Source organism: Streptomyces sp. NPDC001732, assembly GCF_053596315.1.
Genome location: NZ_JBSFFY010000018.1, coordinates 42,795 through 58,567, shown reverse-complemented (window position 1 = coordinate 58,567; position 15,773 = coordinate 42,795). Strand labels below are relative to the sequence as shown.

At 70.0% G+C, this 15,773-nt stretch carries 13 protein-coding genes and 3 pseudogenes; 5 read left to right on the top strand and 11 right to left on the bottom strand.

Features of this window, described 5'->3' with window-relative positions:
• Nucleotides 1–22: 22 nt before the first annotated feature.
• Nucleotides 23–568 carry a carboxymuconolactone decarboxylase family protein gene (locus ACWCXX_RS19425; RefSeq protein ID WP_451128758.1) on the bottom strand — a complete coding sequence of 182 codons (546 nt, stop codon included), beginning with the start codon at nt 566–568 and terminating at the stop codon, nt 23–25.
• Nucleotides 495–731, bottom strand: a complete 237-nt coding sequence (locus ACWCXX_RS19420; RefSeq protein WP_397803655.1) for a 2-hydroxymuconate tautomerase — start codon at nt 729–731, stop codon at nt 495–497. Before ACWCXX_RS19420 ends, ACWCXX_RS19425 begins: the two co-directional genes overlap by 74 nt.
• A gap of 265 nt (nt 732–996) precedes the next feature.
• Between ACWCXX_RS19420 and ACWCXX_RS19415 the strand changes: the two genes are divergently transcribed.
• Nucleotides 997–1,395, top strand: coding sequence for a helix-turn-helix domain-containing protein (locus ACWCXX_RS19415; protein WP_451128756.1), 399 nt, complete (start codon nt 997–999; stop codon nt 1,393–1,395).
• Nucleotides 1,396–1,710: 315 nt separating this feature from the next.
• Nucleotides 1,711–1,971 (top strand): hypothetical protein, encoded by a 261-nt coding sequence (locus ACWCXX_RS19410; RefSeq protein ID WP_451128754.1) that lies wholly within the window; start codon nt 1,711–1,713, stop codon nt 1,969–1,971.
• A 174-nt stretch (nt 1,972–2,145) separates the two neighbouring features.
• On the opposite strand, the pseudogene ACWCXX_RS19405 reads toward ACWCXX_RS19410, so the two are convergent.
• The 7 genes and pseudogenes from ACWCXX_RS19405 to ACWCXX_RS19375 all read right to left on the bottom strand — a co-directional run.
• Nucleotides 2,146–2,915: pseudogene (locus ACWCXX_RS19405) on the bottom strand (integrase core domain-containing protein); the annotation flags it as partial.
• Nucleotides 2,916–3,183: 268 nt separating this feature from the next.
• A pseudogene (locus ACWCXX_RS19400) lies at nt 3,184–4,175 on the bottom strand (IS3 family transposase); the annotation flags it as partial.
• Nucleotides 4,176–4,467: 292 nt separating this feature from the next.
• Nucleotides 4,468–4,851: pseudogene (locus ACWCXX_RS19395) on the bottom strand (transposase); the annotation flags it as partial.
• Nucleotides 4,852–5,465: 614 nt separating this feature from the next.
• Nucleotides 5,466–6,185, bottom strand: a complete 720-nt coding sequence (locus tag ACWCXX_RS19390; protein ID WP_451128752.1) for an anti-sigma factor family protein — start codon at nt 6,183–6,185, stop codon at nt 5,466–5,468.
• Nucleotides 6,182–6,754 (bottom strand): sigma-70 family RNA polymerase sigma factor, encoded by a 573-nt coding sequence (locus tag ACWCXX_RS19385; RefSeq protein WP_451128750.1) that lies wholly within the window; start codon nt 6,752–6,754, stop codon nt 6,182–6,184. Before ACWCXX_RS19385 ends, ACWCXX_RS19390 begins: the two co-directional genes overlap by 4 nt.
• A 113-nt stretch (nt 6,755–6,867) precedes the next feature.
• A complete protein-coding gene (locus tag ACWCXX_RS19380) occupies nt 6,868–7,869 on the bottom strand; it encodes a DUF1996 domain-containing protein (protein ID WP_451128748.1) in 1,002 nt (333 codons plus the stop codon).
• 88 nt (nt 7,870–7,957) lie between these two features.
• The gene (locus tag ACWCXX_RS19375) at nt 7,958–8,902 is read right to left on the bottom strand and encodes a CHRD domain-containing protein (RefSeq protein ID WP_451128746.1); all 945 of its coding nucleotides are present in this window, start codon (nt 8,900–8,902) and stop codon (nt 7,958–7,960) included.
• A 180-nt stretch (nt 8,903–9,082) separates the two neighbouring features.
• Here ACWCXX_RS19375 and ACWCXX_RS19370 point away from each other — a divergent pair, with 180 nt between their 5' ends.
• From ACWCXX_RS19370 to ACWCXX_RS19360, 3 genes are all read left to right on the top strand, one after another.
• The gene (locus ACWCXX_RS19370) at nt 9,083–9,556 is read left to right on the top strand and encodes a COG4315 family predicted lipoprotein (protein WP_451128744.1); all 474 of its coding nucleotides are present in this window, start codon (nt 9,083–9,085) and stop codon (nt 9,554–9,556) included.
• Between the two features lie 111 nt (nt 9,557–9,667).
• Nucleotides 9,668–10,033, top strand: coding sequence for a hypothetical protein (locus ACWCXX_RS19365; protein WP_451128742.1), 366 nt, complete (start codon nt 9,668–9,670; stop codon nt 10,031–10,033).
• A gap of 23 nt (nt 10,034–10,056) precedes the next feature.
• Entirely contained in the window at nt 10,057–10,680 is a 624-nt protein-coding gene (locus tag ACWCXX_RS19360; protein ID WP_451128740.1) for a hypothetical protein, read from the top strand.
• A 208-nt stretch (nt 10,681–10,888) separates the two neighbouring features.
• Here the strand turns inward: ACWCXX_RS19360 and ACWCXX_RS19355 are convergent, their stop codons facing one another.
• Nucleotides 10,889–15,274 carry an FtsK/SpoIIIE domain-containing protein gene (locus ACWCXX_RS19355; RefSeq protein ID WP_451128738.1) on the bottom strand — a complete coding sequence of 1,462 codons (4,386 nt, stop codon included), beginning with the start codon at nt 15,272–15,274 and terminating at the stop codon, nt 10,889–10,891.
• A gap of 127 nt (nt 15,275–15,401) precedes the next feature.
• Complete coding sequence (locus tag ACWCXX_RS19350) at nt 15,402–15,698, bottom strand: hypothetical protein (protein WP_451128736.1); 297 nt, start codon at nt 15,696–15,698, stop codon at nt 15,402–15,404.
• Nucleotides 15,699–15,773: the final 75 nt, after the last annotated feature.

Below are 15,773 nucleotides of genomic sequence, written 5' to 3'. Positions count from 1 at the left end.
CTCCGGCCCGCTGCCGTGGGCCTCAGTCGTGGGCCTCAAGGGCGTCACGGACCTCGTGGACGTTGTGGACCTCATGGATCGCCTTCATCAGCGCGATGCCGGCCGGAGCACCGGCGTAAGCGGCGCATTGCAGGGTCACTTCGGCCATTTCTTCGTCGGAACACCCGTTGCGCAGGGCACCGTGGATGTTGAGGCGCAGCTCTTCGAGCCGGTTCAAGGCGGTGAGGAGGGCGAGGTTGAGGAGGCCGCGTGTCCGGCGGTCCAGACCCTCGCGTGCCCAGACCGAACCCAAGGGGTACGTCGTGATCAGGTCGAGCAGGGATTTCGCCGGGGGCCAGTGGCTCAGCGCAGGGAGTTGATGTGCTCGTCGCCCAGCACCTACCTGCGGATACGGTCGCCTTCCGCGTACCGTTCGGCCATGGACGGCTCGGGAAGGGTCGGTTCGGGCACGGACGGCTCGGACGTTGACGATTCGGCGTGCATGGACGGTCCGGTCAATGCGCTGCGGAAGACGCGGGCTCGGGGGCAAGGGCGGGGGCGGGGGCGGGAAGGTTCGTGCACATCTCACCGCCGATCGCCCAGTTCTCCGTCGGAACGTCGCGGATGATGACGTAGATGCGTTCGCGCGAGCTCCCGCAGGTGCGCTGGAAGGCGTCGGTGAGCTCACGCGCCAGGGCGGCCTTTTGTGCTTCGGTCCGGCCGCGCAATATGTCGACAGAGATGACAGGCATGCAAATCCCTTCCCAGGAAGGTTCCGACAAAGGCAATCACCTCCATTTCTACCTTCGAAGCAGGGCAGCCGGGTATCCGACTTTGGTGCAAGAAATCGGCAGCGGAACCATGTGTCCCGGCGCCCGCGGCGCGGTACGCGCAGCGGTATTCGGCGACTGGGCAGGACCGTGTGGGTGCCGGGAATTATGTCACCGGGGCTGACCTGTTGGTTCGGTTCTGCCAGACCTCAGGAGCAGCCAGCCGTTCTGAGGCACCATGCCGGTCGTGGTGATACGGCTGATCTACCTGCTCGCCTGCCAGACCTTCCGATGGCTTGCTCTGCTCGCCCGCTCGGATGCCTCGAAGGACACAGAGATTTTGATGCTCCGGCATCAACTCGCCATCGCACGCCGTGCCCAGCCACGGCCGTGCTTCTCCTGGAGTGACCGGGCCGTCATGGCGACACTGCTCCGGATGATCGTCAGCAAGCAGCGGCGTTCACAAGTGGCCTTGCTGATCTCTCCGCGGTCGGGCCTGCGCTGGCACGCACGACTCATCGCCTGGAAGTGGACCTACCCATCCCGTCGTCCGGGCCGACCACCCAAACCAGAGGCCCTGCGCCAACTGGTCCTGCGTCTGGCGCGGGAGAACCCTGGATGGGGATACCGCCGCGTCCACGGGTAGCTCCGCGGCCTGGGGCACAACGTCGCCGCCTCGACCGTCTGGTCGATCCTGAAGGAGGCCGGGATCGACCCGTCGCCGAAGCGTACAGACCGCTCCTGGGCCAACTTCCGCAAAGCCCAGGCCTCCGCGATCGTAGCCACCGACCTGTTCGACATCGATACGGTCTTCCTGCGGCGGTGGTTCGTGCTGTTCTTCATCGACCACGGCACCCGGCGGGTGCACATCGCAGGCATCACCCGAGACCCGACCGGACCCTGGAACGGTCATCGATGAAATTCAGCAGATCCGCAAGACAGCGGAGGCCGAGGCCGGGCTGTGACCGACTGGATCTGGGAGTACAACCCCAGCGAGGAGCACGTCGCTGGCGGACGTGCGCCGGGCGTAGTGGCAGAGGTTGAGCGGCTGGCAACCGAGCTCGCGGCCCTCGGAGTTGACGCGGCAAAGGTGGGCCGACCCTTGGACCGGGAAGGCGGAATCGGGGAATCCGACATTCTCGGCGGACGCGGCTTTATCAGCTTCCTCGCAGTGGCGCGCCACCACTGCGTCTACGTCTGCAGTATCACCTGGTACGGCTGACGTCGCCCGCGTTGCGCTCGAGGCAGGAAGATCAATCGGCCTGTCCCCCTCGGAACTACGATTCTGTCTCTGGCCTGCAGCTTCTCCGCTCTGAGCGGCGGCCTGTACGGCGTCTGGGATGATCTCCCGATGCCACTGTCGAGCATGTGCCGTTCAGAAACGTGTCACTGCTGGTCATGCTGCGTGCCTGTACTCATTGATCAGGCGCCGCCAAGGACACGGGTCCGGAGCAGCCGTCGTGGGGTATTCAGGTCGGTCAGCGGCGCAGTGTGGTGGTCGGCGAGGGGAGGTAGTTGCTCTCGGGCCTGATGCGGTCGATGTCCGTTGTGGTGTCCGGCGTAGGTGCTGAGAACACGGAGAGCGTGGCGCTCGCTCCAAAGCAACAGGTGGTCGAGGGCCTCGCGCCGTAGTGTCCCGATGACCCTCGCGCAGTGTGCGTTCATCCGCGGGGGCTGCGGGGCGATCTTGACGGTTTCGATTCCCTCAGCTTCGAAGACGGCGTCGAAGGACTCGGGCTATTTGCCATCCCGGTCGCGGATCAAGAAACGCAACGACTTGAAGCGCACGCCCGCCTCAAAAGGGAGGTTGCGGGCCTGCTGGACCGTCCACGGTGCGGTCGGATGCGCGGTTACGCCGGCGATGTGGAGGGTGCGTGTGCCGTGCTCGAGGAAGACCAGCGCGTAGACCCGGCGAAGATCCACCAGGTCGAGGTGCAGGAAGTGGCAGGCGATGATGGCTTCGGCTTGGGATCTCAGGAACTCGCGCCATGTCGGCCCGCCGCGGCGGGGAGCCGGGTCGACACCGGCGGCGGTCAAGATCTTCCAGACCGTGGAGGCACCGATCCTGTGCCCCAGCCGGGCGAGCTCCCCCTGGATCCTGCGGCACCCCCAGCGCGGGTTCTCCCGCGCCAGCCGCAAGCGCATCCTGCGTGCGACCGATCCCGCCGGGTCGTCCTCCCGCTCAATACACCGGGCGACCATCTGACGCATCAGTAAGGCGCCGAAGTCCGGCGCCCACTGCTCGCCGTTCCCATCGCTTCGCCGACCCGCTGAACCATCTACCCCAGACACTGCCGGTCGTCCTCGAGCAGCTCGGCTCCCTCCTCCAATAGCCTGATGACCTCCCGTGTCACTGGGGGTGTTGGTAAGACTGCTGTCACCAGGTACACGCGATGGCGTTAGGGACTGTTGCAGGGTTGGGTGACAGCGGGGTTCATGCAGCCAGGGCTGCGGCTGGGGTCATGATGGTCTCGTACTCGACGGGGGTCAATCGGGCCAGGCGTCTCTGACGCCGGCGTCGATGGCAGGTGCGCTCGATCCAGGTGACGATCGCGATCCGCAGCTCCTGGCGGGTGGCCCAGGTACGGCGGTCGAGGACGTTCTTCTGCAGCAGCGCGAAGAAGCTCTCCATTGCCGCGTTGTCGCCGGCCGCACCGACCCGGCCCATGGAGCCGACCAGGTGGTGACGTGCGAGAACGGACACGAACTTCCGTGAGCGGAACTGCGACCCGCGATCGGAACGAACAGTGCATCCCGCGACCCGGCCGCGACGGGCCACCGCGGATTCAAGGGCTCTCACCGCGAGGCTGGACCGCATCCGGGCGTCGATGGAACAGCCCACGATGCGGCTGGAGTACACGTCCTTGACGGCACACAGATACACCTTGCCCTCGCCGGTTGCGTGCTCGGTGAGGTCCGTCAGCCACAACCGGTTCGGTCCGGCCGCGGTGAAGTCCCGCCGCACCAGATCATCATGGACAGGCGGTCCGGCCTTGGCGTTCTTCCCACGGCCCCTGCGCTGGCCGAAGGCACTCCACCAGCCGTTGCCCCTGCAGATCCGCCAGGCGGTCCGCTCGGCCATCGGCTCACCGGCGGGCCGGGCCTCGTCGACAAGGAAGCGGTGACCGAACTCGGGATCGTCGCGATGCGCGTCGAGCAGGGCGTTGGCCCGGTATGCCCCGGCGAGCTCGGAAATGGTGACCGGTGAGACCAGCCACCGGTAGCAGGGCCGGCGGGCCGGCCCGAGCACCCGGCACGTCACTGCCACCGGCACCCGGTGAGGGGCAGCGGCGGCGGCCGGCTCGCGGACGAGCGGGTACATCATCTTGACGGCAGGTTCGCCTGCGACAGATATGCCGCAGCCCCGCGCAGAACCTCGTTCTCCTGCTCCGGCAGCCGGATGCGCTTGCGGGCCTCGCGGAACTCCTTCGGATACGGCTTGGGCCCTGCAACATCCTTCCAGGCCACCTCACAGCAAGCCGGGCCAGGTGTCACCTATCCGTGCAGCAGTCCCGGTCTGCCAACCGCCCGGTCGCGGCCACCACGCATGCATGGTGTCCTTCAGCTCCTGATTGATGCTGTTGAAAACGGGGGCTTCCAGCAGCGGACGCCGGCTACGAGCAAAGACCAGGTGACCCGAAAATCCCCCGGGACCTCCTTCTTGGATACGTTGCGCGCACCTTATGGGTTGCCACCGACCCAGCAGGCTTGGGCCGGCTCAGTTGCTGAGCCGGCAGTAGCCGATGAGGGCGGCGACTATGCCGACGAAGGCGAGGAAGTGCTCCGCCTTACGCTCGTGGCGGCGACGCAGACGGCGGCAGCCGGCCGGCCAGGAGACCGTCCTCTCCACGACCCAGCGGTGGCGACCCAGCCGTTGCGAGGACTCGATGCCCTTACGGGTGATGCGGTGGCGGATGCCCCTCTTGCTCAGCCATCGACACGGGTGGTCGCATTCGTATCCCTTGTCGGTGTGAAGCCTGGCCGGGCGTCGGCGGCGCGGTCCTCGCCAGGACCGGATGGGCGGGATGCCACGCACGAGCGGTTCCAGTCCCTGGCTGCCGTGCATGTTGGTGCCGGAGATGCCCAGAGACAGGGGCAGCCCGGTGTGCGAAGAGCCCTGTTGCCGCCTTCCGACGAGCCCGGAGGTTGGCGGCGGCAAGGGCTGCGCCTGCTCGGGTGGGACGCGGCTGGTGCGACGGGCGGCGCTACAACAATGACCAGGTGTCTGCTGCGGTCCCGGTATCCAGGGCTGTCGGCGGTCGAGGGCGGCCATGGCTTCGGTCGTGACGCACCATCTGCTTTACCGCCGACAGCCATGATCCTCGGTCTCGGGGATGTCTTCTGGTCACCACTGGTGATCCGAGTGGTCGGATCCCCTGCGCCGAGCAGATCCGGTGGGATGCTCGGGGAGGACGCAGCATTCCGGTTTCACTCCACTCACTGCTGCAAAACAGCCCGGGTGCAGCAATGCGCGCTCACAGCGAACTCGCCCGGATCCGGGGCCGGGCTCAAACCGCCGGCCAAAAGCTGCCCGGCTCCGACGTCGAGTCCGACCTTGACGGGGCCGCGCCCATGCTCACCACCTGTCGCTCGCGGGGCGTGCCGATCGGTCGCGGTGGCCACGGACCGCGGACGTACGCGGTGATGGAGCGGCCTCACTCTTCCGGTACGTCCGCGGTGCGGCAGAGGCGTGTGCTGCGAGCGAGTGGCGCGCGCTCAGACCTTGACCTGCACGTACTCCTTGCCCTTGTCGTTCTCGACCAAGACCTTCTCGACGTCGGCCATGGGGACGGCCGCCGAGCCGTCGAGGTTCGCTCCCTTGTCCTTGTCGGCGACCAGCCAACTGCCGGCGATCTCGCGCTTGCCGTCCTTCGCCACGACCACGATGCGGCAGCGCTCCCCCGCCGGGATACCGGTGACCGAGGCGTTGAGGCGGACCCAGTCGACTGCCGGGGTCACCTTCAGGCGCATCTCGCTGCCGGTCCTGGTGCTGCGGGCCTCGACGACCTTCACGCTCCCCGGAGGAGTGGCCGGCGCGGTGGCCGTGACCGAGGGGGCCGGCGGGTTGGCCTCCGGGGAGCGGCCGTCGCCGGTGTTCTGCCCGATCAGTACGCCGCCACCGAGCACGGCGCCCGCCGCGACCACCGCGACGGCGGCCAGGGCCAGGCCTCTGCGCGCCCTCTGACCGGCGCGTTCCGTGCGCACCTGCCTCAGCGTGCGCTGAAGCAGCAGGTCACCGCCGTCCGGAGGGCCGTCGAGAAAGGCTTCCGGGGGGACTTCACCGAGCGCGGACTCCATGTCCCGCAACCCGCCCATCTCGTCGCTGCACATCTGGCAGGACGCCAGGTGTTCGTCGACGGCCCTCACCTCCTGCTCATCGAGCGCGCCGAGGACATAGGCACCGAGCAGTTCGCTGTCATGTTCCCTGATGCTCACACCGCCACCCCCTTCAACGCCACGAGGCTCACTGCCTTCGGCTTGTCTTCGTACATGTCCCGCAGCGCCTTCAACGCATAGTGTGACCGGGACTTGACCGTTCCCGGTGGTATCCCGAGGCTGGTCGCCGCCTCGGCGACGCTCCTGCCCCGGAAATAGATCTCCAGCAGGACGTCCCGGTGGTCCGGTGAGAGCCGGTCGAGCGCCTCCATGACCACCATCGAGTTCACCACGGCGTCCGCGTGGTCCTGTTCGATGGGCTGGGTGGTCGTCGACTCGGCGACCTCCGTGGGGCGTGCCGCCTTGGCCCGGTACCGGTCCGTGATGATGTTGCGGGCCACGGTGAGCAGCCAACCGCGCACCGAGCCCTTGCCGTTGACCAGGGCGTCGGGGTGTTTCCAGGCCCGGATCAAGGTCTCCTGGACCACGTCCTCCGCCGCGCTGCGGTCGCCGGTCAGGCGTTGCGCGTAGCCGAGGAGGGCTCTGCCGTGTTCCTCGTAGAGGGACCGGATCAGTGCCTCGTCACCGACGTCCTGCCTCTGCCGACTGCGGGACCACAATGCCACCATCCACTTTCTCCGTCCTCTCCTGGGCCGATGCGCTCAACACGGAGGGCGGGCGTCACCGGTTCAACCCTGCCGCATGTGAGCTGCGTCATAGTCGATCGAGGTTCGGGGCGGGGTCACACGGAGTTGCACTGCCGGTCCTCGTTGATGCAGCGCACCAGCTCCGCCATGCGGTCCTCGGTCATCACGTTCACGAACATGGCGTGGTCCGTGCTCGGGTCGCGCAGCTGCTCCGGGAAGGAGTCGACGGCGAACGGCGTGCCGTCCGGGAGGTCGTAGGCGAGGGTGACGCGCAGTTGCGGAACGGGGAAGGTGGCCCGCGGGCAGGTGCCGTCGGGGGCGGGGAACTGTATGTGTGCGCGGTGGTCGGGGCTGTCGGTGGCCAGGCCGTTCCAGCAGCTCGGGAAGTCCAGGGTCCGGGTCGGTCCGCTGCCCTCCGGACAGAGCACGTACTTGGTGGTGAACCGCTCCGGATATCCGGAACAGCCCCACTGGGCACGGACGTTGACGCTGCTCGTGGTGGCCGCCACCGGGTCGCCCATGACGCTTCTGAGGAACCGCGGCATGGCGACGACCGAACTCACCGGGTTGCCGCGGAACTCCACCCGCACCGACGACGGCTTCACGATCTCCCCGGTGTTGCCGTGGAGACCGCCTCCCGCACGATCGACGTCCGTTCCGGTGCGGTCGAGACGGCGCAGGACCGGCCAGTAGTACGTGGACCGGTCGCCGCCCGCACAGGTGGTGTCGGCGACGGCCAGACTCCCGTTGGTCGAAAAGGCATTGGTGGAGAGGTTGCCGACGTAGTCGTGCGTGTGATGGGCGCCGTTGACGACGCCCGGTGAGATGACGACGTTGTCCGCGTTGTAATGCCCCGACTCGTTGCGGCCGCAGTCGACGGTGACGGTCCCTGTGGCCGCGTCCGGTCCGGCGACGGGAACCGGGGCTCGCGGGACACCGGCGATGTCCACGTACTGCTCATCGGCAGGCACGCCTTGTGCCGGAGTGACCCCGTCGGCTCCGGAGGTTACGACGCCCAGGAGCAGCGTCAGCCCGAGAGCCGCAGGCAAAATGGCCAACAGCAGAAGGGACTTGGGGCCGAGGGGTTTGATCCGCACGGAGGCAGAATTCCACCAGTGACCAGGACAATCAAGACTGCCCGCAGACCACTGCCGGACCGGCCGTCCATACGCGTGCCGGTGGACATCAGCGGAACAGCTGCCCTCGCACCGCGCCGTCGGGGAACTTCTCGGTGTGCAGGTTCGAGTAGAAGCCCGTCGGGTTCTTCCCGAGCTGTGCGATCACCGAGGCGTCCGGGGCGCTGACGCTGCCGGAGACGGCGAAGATGTTCTTCGGTACGGGCGAGACGAACAGCGGCAGCCGTACGTCGCCGTTCTCCCCCAGCGCTCCCTCGTGGATGTGTCCGGCCAGCGGCGGCCCGATGTTCACCCACGCCAGGGAGTAGTCCACGCGTTCCGCTCTCGGGTGCAGGAACGTGGTGCTGTGCCCGTCCGGGTCGCCGGCCTTGTCCGGGTCGCTCGCCGGTATCTCCTGGCCGCCGTCCGCGAGCGCGCGCAGCTTGCCGCCCCGGATGATGCTCAACGGGTTCACCGGCCTTCCCAGGACGCGGAGTTGGCCGCGCACGGCGCCGCCGGGGAGGGCGTCGGTGTGCAGGTCGACGTAGAAGCTGTCGGGGTCGGAACGGAGCCGCTCGGCGAGCTCGGCCGAGGACACCGTGGTCTGCCCTGCTGCGGACTGCACGGTGGCGGGCATCGGCGCGCCGAAGAGGTGGGCCCGCACGTCGCCGTTGGAGCCTGCCGAGCCCTGGTGGAGGTGGCCGCGCGTCGGCCGGCCGATGCCGTTCCACGTGAGGGCGAAGGTGACCCGGTTGCCCTTGACCTTGATGAGGGCGACGGCCTTGCCGTCGTCGTCACCCGTGGCGGCCCCGCCCTTCTCGGGCACCTCCTGGTCGCCGGAGAGCCGCGCGACCAGGGAGACGGTCGGGGCCTGCGCCGCCTCGGCGGCGGCCGACGAGACCCCGTTGCCCGTGGTGCGGACGCCTTCGGGGCCGTCGTCGGCCAGCACCGGGGTCGTTGTGGCGAGACCGGTGGCGAGCACGGTGGCGGCCACCACGACAGTGAGCCTGCGCATGTCTTTTCGTCCTTCCGGGAGTCGGGTCCTTCGGGTCGGGAAACGGATCGCGGGCGGCACCGGTTCAATGCAATCCGCGATCGAGGCCGCTGAACCCGGACGCCGGACGGCACGTGTGGGCCACGGTGCGGGTTCACCCCGCCGTATCCACCACGTACGAGAGCGAGAGAGGTCATCACCATGCGCGTGCACAGGACTCTGTTCGCGGTTCCGCTGGCCGTGGGGCTGGTCGCCTGCGGCGCCGGGAGCGACGGCGGCGGCAGGGAGGACAGCGGGACCGCGGGCAGGACGATCCGCGGCACCACCGTCACCGTGGCCCGGTCCGAACTCGGATCCATCCTGGTCGACGGCAAGGGCCGCACCCTGTACGCCTTCACCAGGGACAAGGACGCGGCCGGCGACTGCGACGCGGAGTGCATCGCCGTGTGGCCCGCGCTGACCAGCCCCTCCCCCGCCTCCGCCGGCCGGAACGTGAAGTCGTCGCTGCTGCACGAGACCGAGCGGAACGGCGGCGCCGTGCACGTCACGTACGGGGACTGGCCGCTGTACTACTACGTCGGCGACACAGCGCCCGGTGACGTCAACGGGCAGGGCCTGGACGGCGAGTGGTTCGCCGTCGCGCCCGACGGAAAGCTCGTCCGCAAGAGCCCGTGACGGCCCACAAGTCCGTACGAGAACAAGGTCGTTGAACTGTCCGGTGCCTGCGGTCGTTCCTGGAGCGGGACGGGGCGCACCCCGCCGGACGACGCGTACGAAGGAGGGGTCTTGGCCGAGATCGAGATGCCGGGAGACGAGGTGGAACGCCTCGGCGAGCTCCTGCGACGGGTGATGGACCTCATCGACACCGGGCCGACGGGTTTCAACGCCCAGGACGTCGGCCCGCCGCTGGTGCGCTCCGGCACCGACTTCGACGACGAGTGGAAGGACGGGCGGGTGCAGGTCAAGCGGAACAGCAAGGACCTCAAGGACGCCTGCGAGGCCATCGTGAAGGCGTTCGACGACTTCGACCGCCAGATGGGCGCGTCGCTGAAGGACGGCGGCGGTGAGGGCGGTGGCGCCCAGCAGCCGGCCGGTGGCGCCCCCGAGTCCAAGAACGACGACGTACTGCTTCCCCCCACCGGCCTGGCCTGAACGAGATCGAGGAGCACAGTCCCATGACCAACGGTTCGCACAGCTTCGGGATCGGCATCCCGGAGTCCTGGACGGAGTACGACCTCAGCGGCGACACGCTCGCCGAACGCCGGGCCGAGATGCTGCGGCAGGCCCCGGAGAAGGAGACCCGCGACGCCATCAACCAGGCTTTCCGCAGCGCGCGGCGCATCATGGACGGCGCCCGCAGGCGCGGTGCCGTCTATGCCGCGGGCACCACGACCATGTACGAGGACGGTCTGCTGATGGCCGGGCTCATGGTCTTCAGCGTGAAGCCTCCGCCGGGTGCGGACTTCTCCGCGCAGAGCCTGGCCAAGCAGTTCTCCGCCGCCGGGGGCCGCCGCGGCGAGGGCACCACCCGGACCCTCACGACGGAGACGCTGCCCGGTGTCGGCCCGGCCGTCCGGATCGTGGGGATCGAGGAGGCCGAGATCGCCGACGGCGTCTCGTACAAGCTGGTCGTGACGCACACGTTCGTGCCGGTGCCCGGCGGCGAGCGGGTCCTGATCATCACCTGCTTCAGCCCGAACATCCCGCTGGCCGATCAGCTGTACGACCTTTTCGACGCCATCACGTCGACATTCGCCTTCGGCGAGGAGGCGCCGGTGGCGGTGGGTGCGGCGACCTGACGGGCGCCGCCCGCAGCGGGGCCCGGCCGTTCCGTCGGAGCGGCCGGGCCCTTGGGCGTGCGGGGACTTCGGTGGCGGCCCCGGTGCCTGTCGTGTGCGTCGGCACCGGGCTCCCCCTTGGCATACGCCGGACAGCCCGACGCCGCCTCCGCCCCGGCCCCGTGGCGGGGAGCGGGGCGGAGGACGGCGCCGGGCGGAGTGGTGAGCCTCAGTCCACCCTCGTCTCCGGTACGCGGACCGTGGTGAACCGGCCGTCGCCGAGCTGGAGATGGGCCCGGCCCGGCTCGCTGTCGCGGCCCATCAGGCCGCGCGGCAGGCGGGCGCCCACCAGTTCGCCGTCGCTCATCAGACGGGGCGCGAGCAGGGCGCCGCAGCGATTGCGGCGTACGACGGCCTGCCAGCCGCCGATGCCGCCGAGGAGGGCCTCGTTGTTGCCGGCCACGACGAGGCCCCAGCCGTCCCCGGCGCTGCCGCGGGCGAGTGCGACGAAGTCGGTGTCCAGCTCGGAGTTGATCATCATCTCGGCGTCATCGACGAGGATGGCTCCGGCGGGGGTGTCCACCTTGCCCAGCGCGGCCCGGAAGTCGGCGACCGCCACGTCCGCGTCGGTGAACACCTCGACGACACCCGGTTGTCCGGCCAGGCGGCGCAGCGGCGAGTTGCGCGGCGCGATCACCACGATCTTCGTGCCGAGCGCGGTCAGCGACCTGGCCATGGTGAGCAGGACCGTGCTCCGGCCGGACCGCGGCGGACCGGCCACCACGAACGACGGAACCTGCGACAGGTCCGTGCCGATCGCGGCCAGCTCGTCGCCGCCGACGCCGACCATCGCCCACAGCGGGGAGCCGCCCTTCGGCCTGCGCTCCATCGCGTCCGCGAAGTCGAGTCGGTCGGGCAGCACGTCCACGCGGAACGGTCTGCGCACGGCGGGCACGTCGGCGTCCCGCTCGCAAACCCGCTGGGCGAGCACGCCGAGCGCCCGTGCCTGTCCCGCGCCGCTGGTGTCGGTGCCGGAGACGAGCGCGATCTGGGCGCTGTCGGTGCTCTTGACCAGGATGCCGCGTCCCGCCGGCAGGTCCTCGGGGACGCTGCGGGTGCTGAGGCCGACCATCGAGTAGTCGGTACGGTCGTTGAGGCGCAGCACCAGCTTGTCCTCCGTGGCGGAGGCGAACCGGCCCTGGCCGAGGATGCGGTCACCGCTCGGCACCAGGTGCACGCCGACGCCGGCTCCCTCGCGCATCAGGAGCGTCATCGCGTCCATCACCGAACCCTGGTCGTAACCGGAGAAGTCACGCTCGAACGCCTCGAACCGGTCGACGAGGACCACGATGTGCGCGGGGCGGTCCTCCTCGGGCAGGGTGCGGCGCAGCTCGGTGAGGTCGGCGACGCCCTGCCGGCCGAGGAGTTCGCGGCGCCGTCCGACCTCCGCGACCAGACGGCTCAGCAGCCGTGCCACGCGCTCGACCTGGCCGCGGTCCACGACGGCGCCGCAGTGCGGCAGGGCCGTGAGTGCCTGGAGGGCGCCGTTGCCGCAGTCCAGGCCGTAGAGGTGGAGGTCGGCGCAGCTGTGCGCGCCGGCCAGCGCCGCGGCGAGGGTGCGCAGGGTCTGGGAGCGGCCGCTGCGCGGCGAGCCGATGACGTACAGATGGCCCGTCTCGTCGAGGTCGAAGGTGAGGTGGCGCTGTGCCTGCTCGGTGGGCACGTCCACGAGGCCGTATGCCACGGGTGCGAGCCGCCCGGTCCCGGCCGCCTCGTTGTCCGAGGCCGGGGGCAGGTCGGCGAGGGTGAGGGTGCCGGGAAGCGGCGGCAGCCAGGGGCGGCGGGCGGGCGGCACGGAGAGCTGTGCGGCCGCGCCGCGCAGGGCCTCGACCAGGACCGACAGGTCCGTGACCGGCTGGAAGGCGTCCTCCTGGGCCGGGGGCCGGGGCATCGGGTCGCCGAGGTCCTCCCAGTGGAGCTCGGCGAGCACCGGCGCCGGGTGGTTCATGTTCTCGGTCTCCGGGTCGAGTCGCCGTCCGCCGATCCGGCCGGTCTGGAACGGCAGCAGCGCCGCATGCCCCAGCCGGGCATGGGCACGGCCGGGGGTACGGGGCGAGAGCTGCCCGGAGTCGGGGGCGTCGATGATGTCGCGGCTCTCACCGGTGTCGGTGGTGCGCAGCGCGATCCGCAGGTTCGTGTTGGCGCGGATGTCGGCGGTGACGGCGCCGGAGGGCCGCTGGGTGGCGAGGATCAGGTGGATGCCCAGGGAGCGGCCCCGCTGGGCGATGTTGACGAGGCCGGAGACGAAGTCCGGCAGCTCCCTCACCATCGAGGCGAACTCGTCGATGACCAGGACGAGTCGGGCCAGCGGGGCGAGTTCGGGGCGTCGGGTGCGCTTGTCGGTGTAGTCGTCGATGTCCTTGGCGCCCGCCTCGGCGAGGACGTGCTCGCGCCGCTTCAGTTCGGCGCCCAAGGACACCAGGGCGCGCTCCACGAGGTGGGTGTCCAGGTCGGTGACCATGCCGACGGTGTGCGGCAGGTCCTCGCACTCGGCGAAGGCGCTGCCGCCCTTGTAGTCGATGAGGACGAAGTTCAGCTCGTCCGGCCGGTTGGCGACCGCGAGGCTCGCCACCAGGGACTGGAGCAGTTCGGACTTGCCGGAGCCGGTGGTGCCGGCGATCAGGGCGTGCGGGCCGTCGGCGGCGAGGTCGACGGCGAACGGGCCGTCCACGCCCTCGCCGATCACGGCGCGCGTGCTGCGTCCGGAGATCACCCAGCGCGCGGCGACGGCGTCCGGGGCGGGCGGCTCCAGGCCGAGTACGTCGAGGAGGCGGGCGGAGGCGGGCAGCAGGTTCTCGTCGGCGTCGTCGCCCACGTCGCGGATCGGTGCGAGCGCGCGGGCCACGCCCACGCACCAGGAGCGCCCCGGCGCGTCCATGCGGACCTCGTCGACCGGGTCGGTGCCGTCCTGCTCGACGCGCAGCCACCGCGGGCCGGCCACGGCCACGGCGCGGCACTCCTCGGGCAGCAGCCGTGCCTCGTCGTCCACGCACAGCGCGTACACGCCGACGGCGGGCCCTTCGCGGAGGATCTGGATGACGCCGGGCAGGGAACGCAGTCTGCGGGCGCCGTCGAGAACGACCAGGATGTCGGGCTCGCCCACGGCGCCGCCGCGCGGCGCCCGGTCCCCGGCCGCCTGCCGGGCGGCGATCACCGCGGTCAGTTCGGCGATGCGACGGCCCACGGACTCGGCGTTCGCGCCGACCAGGGTGACGGTGTCCTCGCCGAGGGGCGCGCAGTGCGGCAGCCAGTGGACCCAGGACCAGCGCTCCGCGCCGCCCGTGCCGGACAGTACGCAGATCCGCAGGTCGGAGGGGCTGTGCAGGACGGCGGACTGGGCGATCAGCCAGCGCACCAGCGGCTCGCTGTCCGCGCCGCCCGCGATACCCATGACGCCGGCCTCGCGCAGTGGCACGGCCACCGGAACGGCGTGCGTGGTGCGGTTGATCCTGCGACGGTGTTCCGGCTCGGAGGGGTCCTCCAGTTCCACCAGGGCGGGGCGGTCGGCGATGCCGAGCCGCATCAGGAGGAAGTCGCCGTCGCGCCAGCGGCGCTCCCACAGCCGCTGCCGCGGGCCGGTGGCGATCAGGAGGGCGGACGCCGGATCGGGACAGGCGAGGCGGCGGACACGCTGTTCGGCCAGGACGGCCTCTGCCACGTCGTCCTCCAGCGTGGCCTTCTTCTCCTCGTACTCCTTGAGCTGATCCTCGTAACTCTCCTTGCCCCGGCGCTTGTTGGAGAGCTGCGACACGAGGGCGACGACCGGGGACAGCAGGCCGAAGACCAGGAACCGGGGGTTGTTGAAGATCAGGAAAGAGACGCCGGCCAACAGCAACGGCGAGAAAATCAGGGCGAGTTGAAGCTTTCCCCGGGCAGGTTTACCCGGCGGAACCGGGAGCTGGAAGCGGTTGTTGACGGGCGGCGGGAGCAGTCGGGGCGGCCGGTTGTAGTCGACTCCGACGCCGTCGTCGGAGGGCTGCAGCGCGGCGTCGGGAACGGAGGGTGCGGCCAGTTCGAGCAGGGCGGGGCCGAGCGCGAGGACGCCGCCGACCTGCCACGGCGTCCAGTCCCGCACCTCGGTGTCGTCCCGCTTGATGCCGTCCTGATCGACGGGCCGCACGGTCGCGGTGCCGTCGGCGAGGACCTTCAGGCGTGCAGCGGTCTTCGCGAGCCCGTCGGCGCGGAGCTGGATGCGGCAGGACGCGGCGGAGCCGATCTCGTAGTCGCCGGGCGGGAGCCGGAACACCACTCCGGCGTCGGCACCGCCGACGCCCCGCAGCTCCACGACTCCGTCCGGTTCGGGTCCGGCCTCGGGGGCGGGTGCGTCCAGGGACAGCAGGCTGCCGGAGCGCAGGGCGGCGGCAGCCATCGGCTGGTCGGCGAGGAGCGGGGTGGCGCCGTGGTAGAGGACCGGTCGGTCCTTCGGCTCGCTGCCGCGCAGCCGCCGGTGCAGTTGTTCGGCGAGTTCGCCCGCCGGGACTTCGGGGTCGGCCTCGATCATGATGTCCGCGGTCCGGCCCTGCTCCGGGTCGACGGCGGTGACGGTCAGACGCATCGTCGGTGCTCCTCGTGGCACGCGGGGGAAGACGGTACGCACGCGTGCGTGCCGTCAGGTGCGGGAATGCCGGTCGGGCCGGACCGCGGAGGGGTCCCGGCCCGGCCCGACCGGCGCCGGGGTGAGGTCAGCCCCTGAGGCTGGACCCCATGTCGGAGTCGAACTGGGTGATGCCCTCGCCGTACTTCTTGACGTACTCGGAGATGCCCGTCAGGCCCTCGGTGACCTTGGCGTAGTTGTCCGTGTACTCCTGCACGAACGGCTTGAAGTCCCGCTGCGCGGAAGGGGTGTTGTAGCCGTCCGCGGTGAGGGCGTCCAGGTCCGTCTTGATCTTGTTGAGCTGGGCGACCGCGATGTCGTACTCGTTCATGGTCTGCGCGGCGCTGGCGCTGGTCTTCTCGTCGTTGACGATGTAGTCGGCCATGTGGAATGTCTCCGTTTTCCGAGTCGGTTGTGCGGGTGGGTATTTCGTGGGGCCCTTTCCCGGGCCCCTGTACGG

Bases quoted from the DNA above. Each gene is read 5' to 3' on its own strand.
- ACWCXX_RS19420 (WP_397803655.1), bottom strand. From the start codon at position 731: ATGCCTGTCATCTCTGTCGACATATTGCGCGGCCGGACCGAAGCACAA.
- ACWCXX_RS19350 (WP_451128736.1), bottom strand. From the start codon at position 15,698: ATGGCCGACTACATCGTCAACGACGAGAAGACCAGCGCCAGCGCCGCG.
- ACWCXX_RS19355 (WP_451128738.1), bottom strand. From the start codon at position 15,274: ATGCGTCTGACCGTCACCGCCGTCGACCCGGAGCAGGGCCGGACCGCG.
- ACWCXX_RS19375 (WP_451128746.1), bottom strand. From the start codon at position 8,902: ATGCGCAGGCTCACTGTCGTGGTGGCCGCCACCGTGCTCGCCACCGGT.
- ACWCXX_RS19370 (WP_451128744.1), top strand. From the start codon at position 9,083: ATGCGCGTGCACAGGACTCTGTTCGCGGTTCCGCTGGCCGTGGGGCTG.
- ACWCXX_RS19360 (WP_451128740.1), top strand. From the start codon at position 10,057: ATGACCAACGGTTCGCACAGCTTCGGGATCGGCATCCCGGAGTCCTGG.
- ACWCXX_RS19385 (WP_451128750.1), bottom strand. From the start codon at position 6,754: ATGGTGGCATTGTGGTCCCGCAGTCGGCAGAGGCAGGACGTCGGTGAC.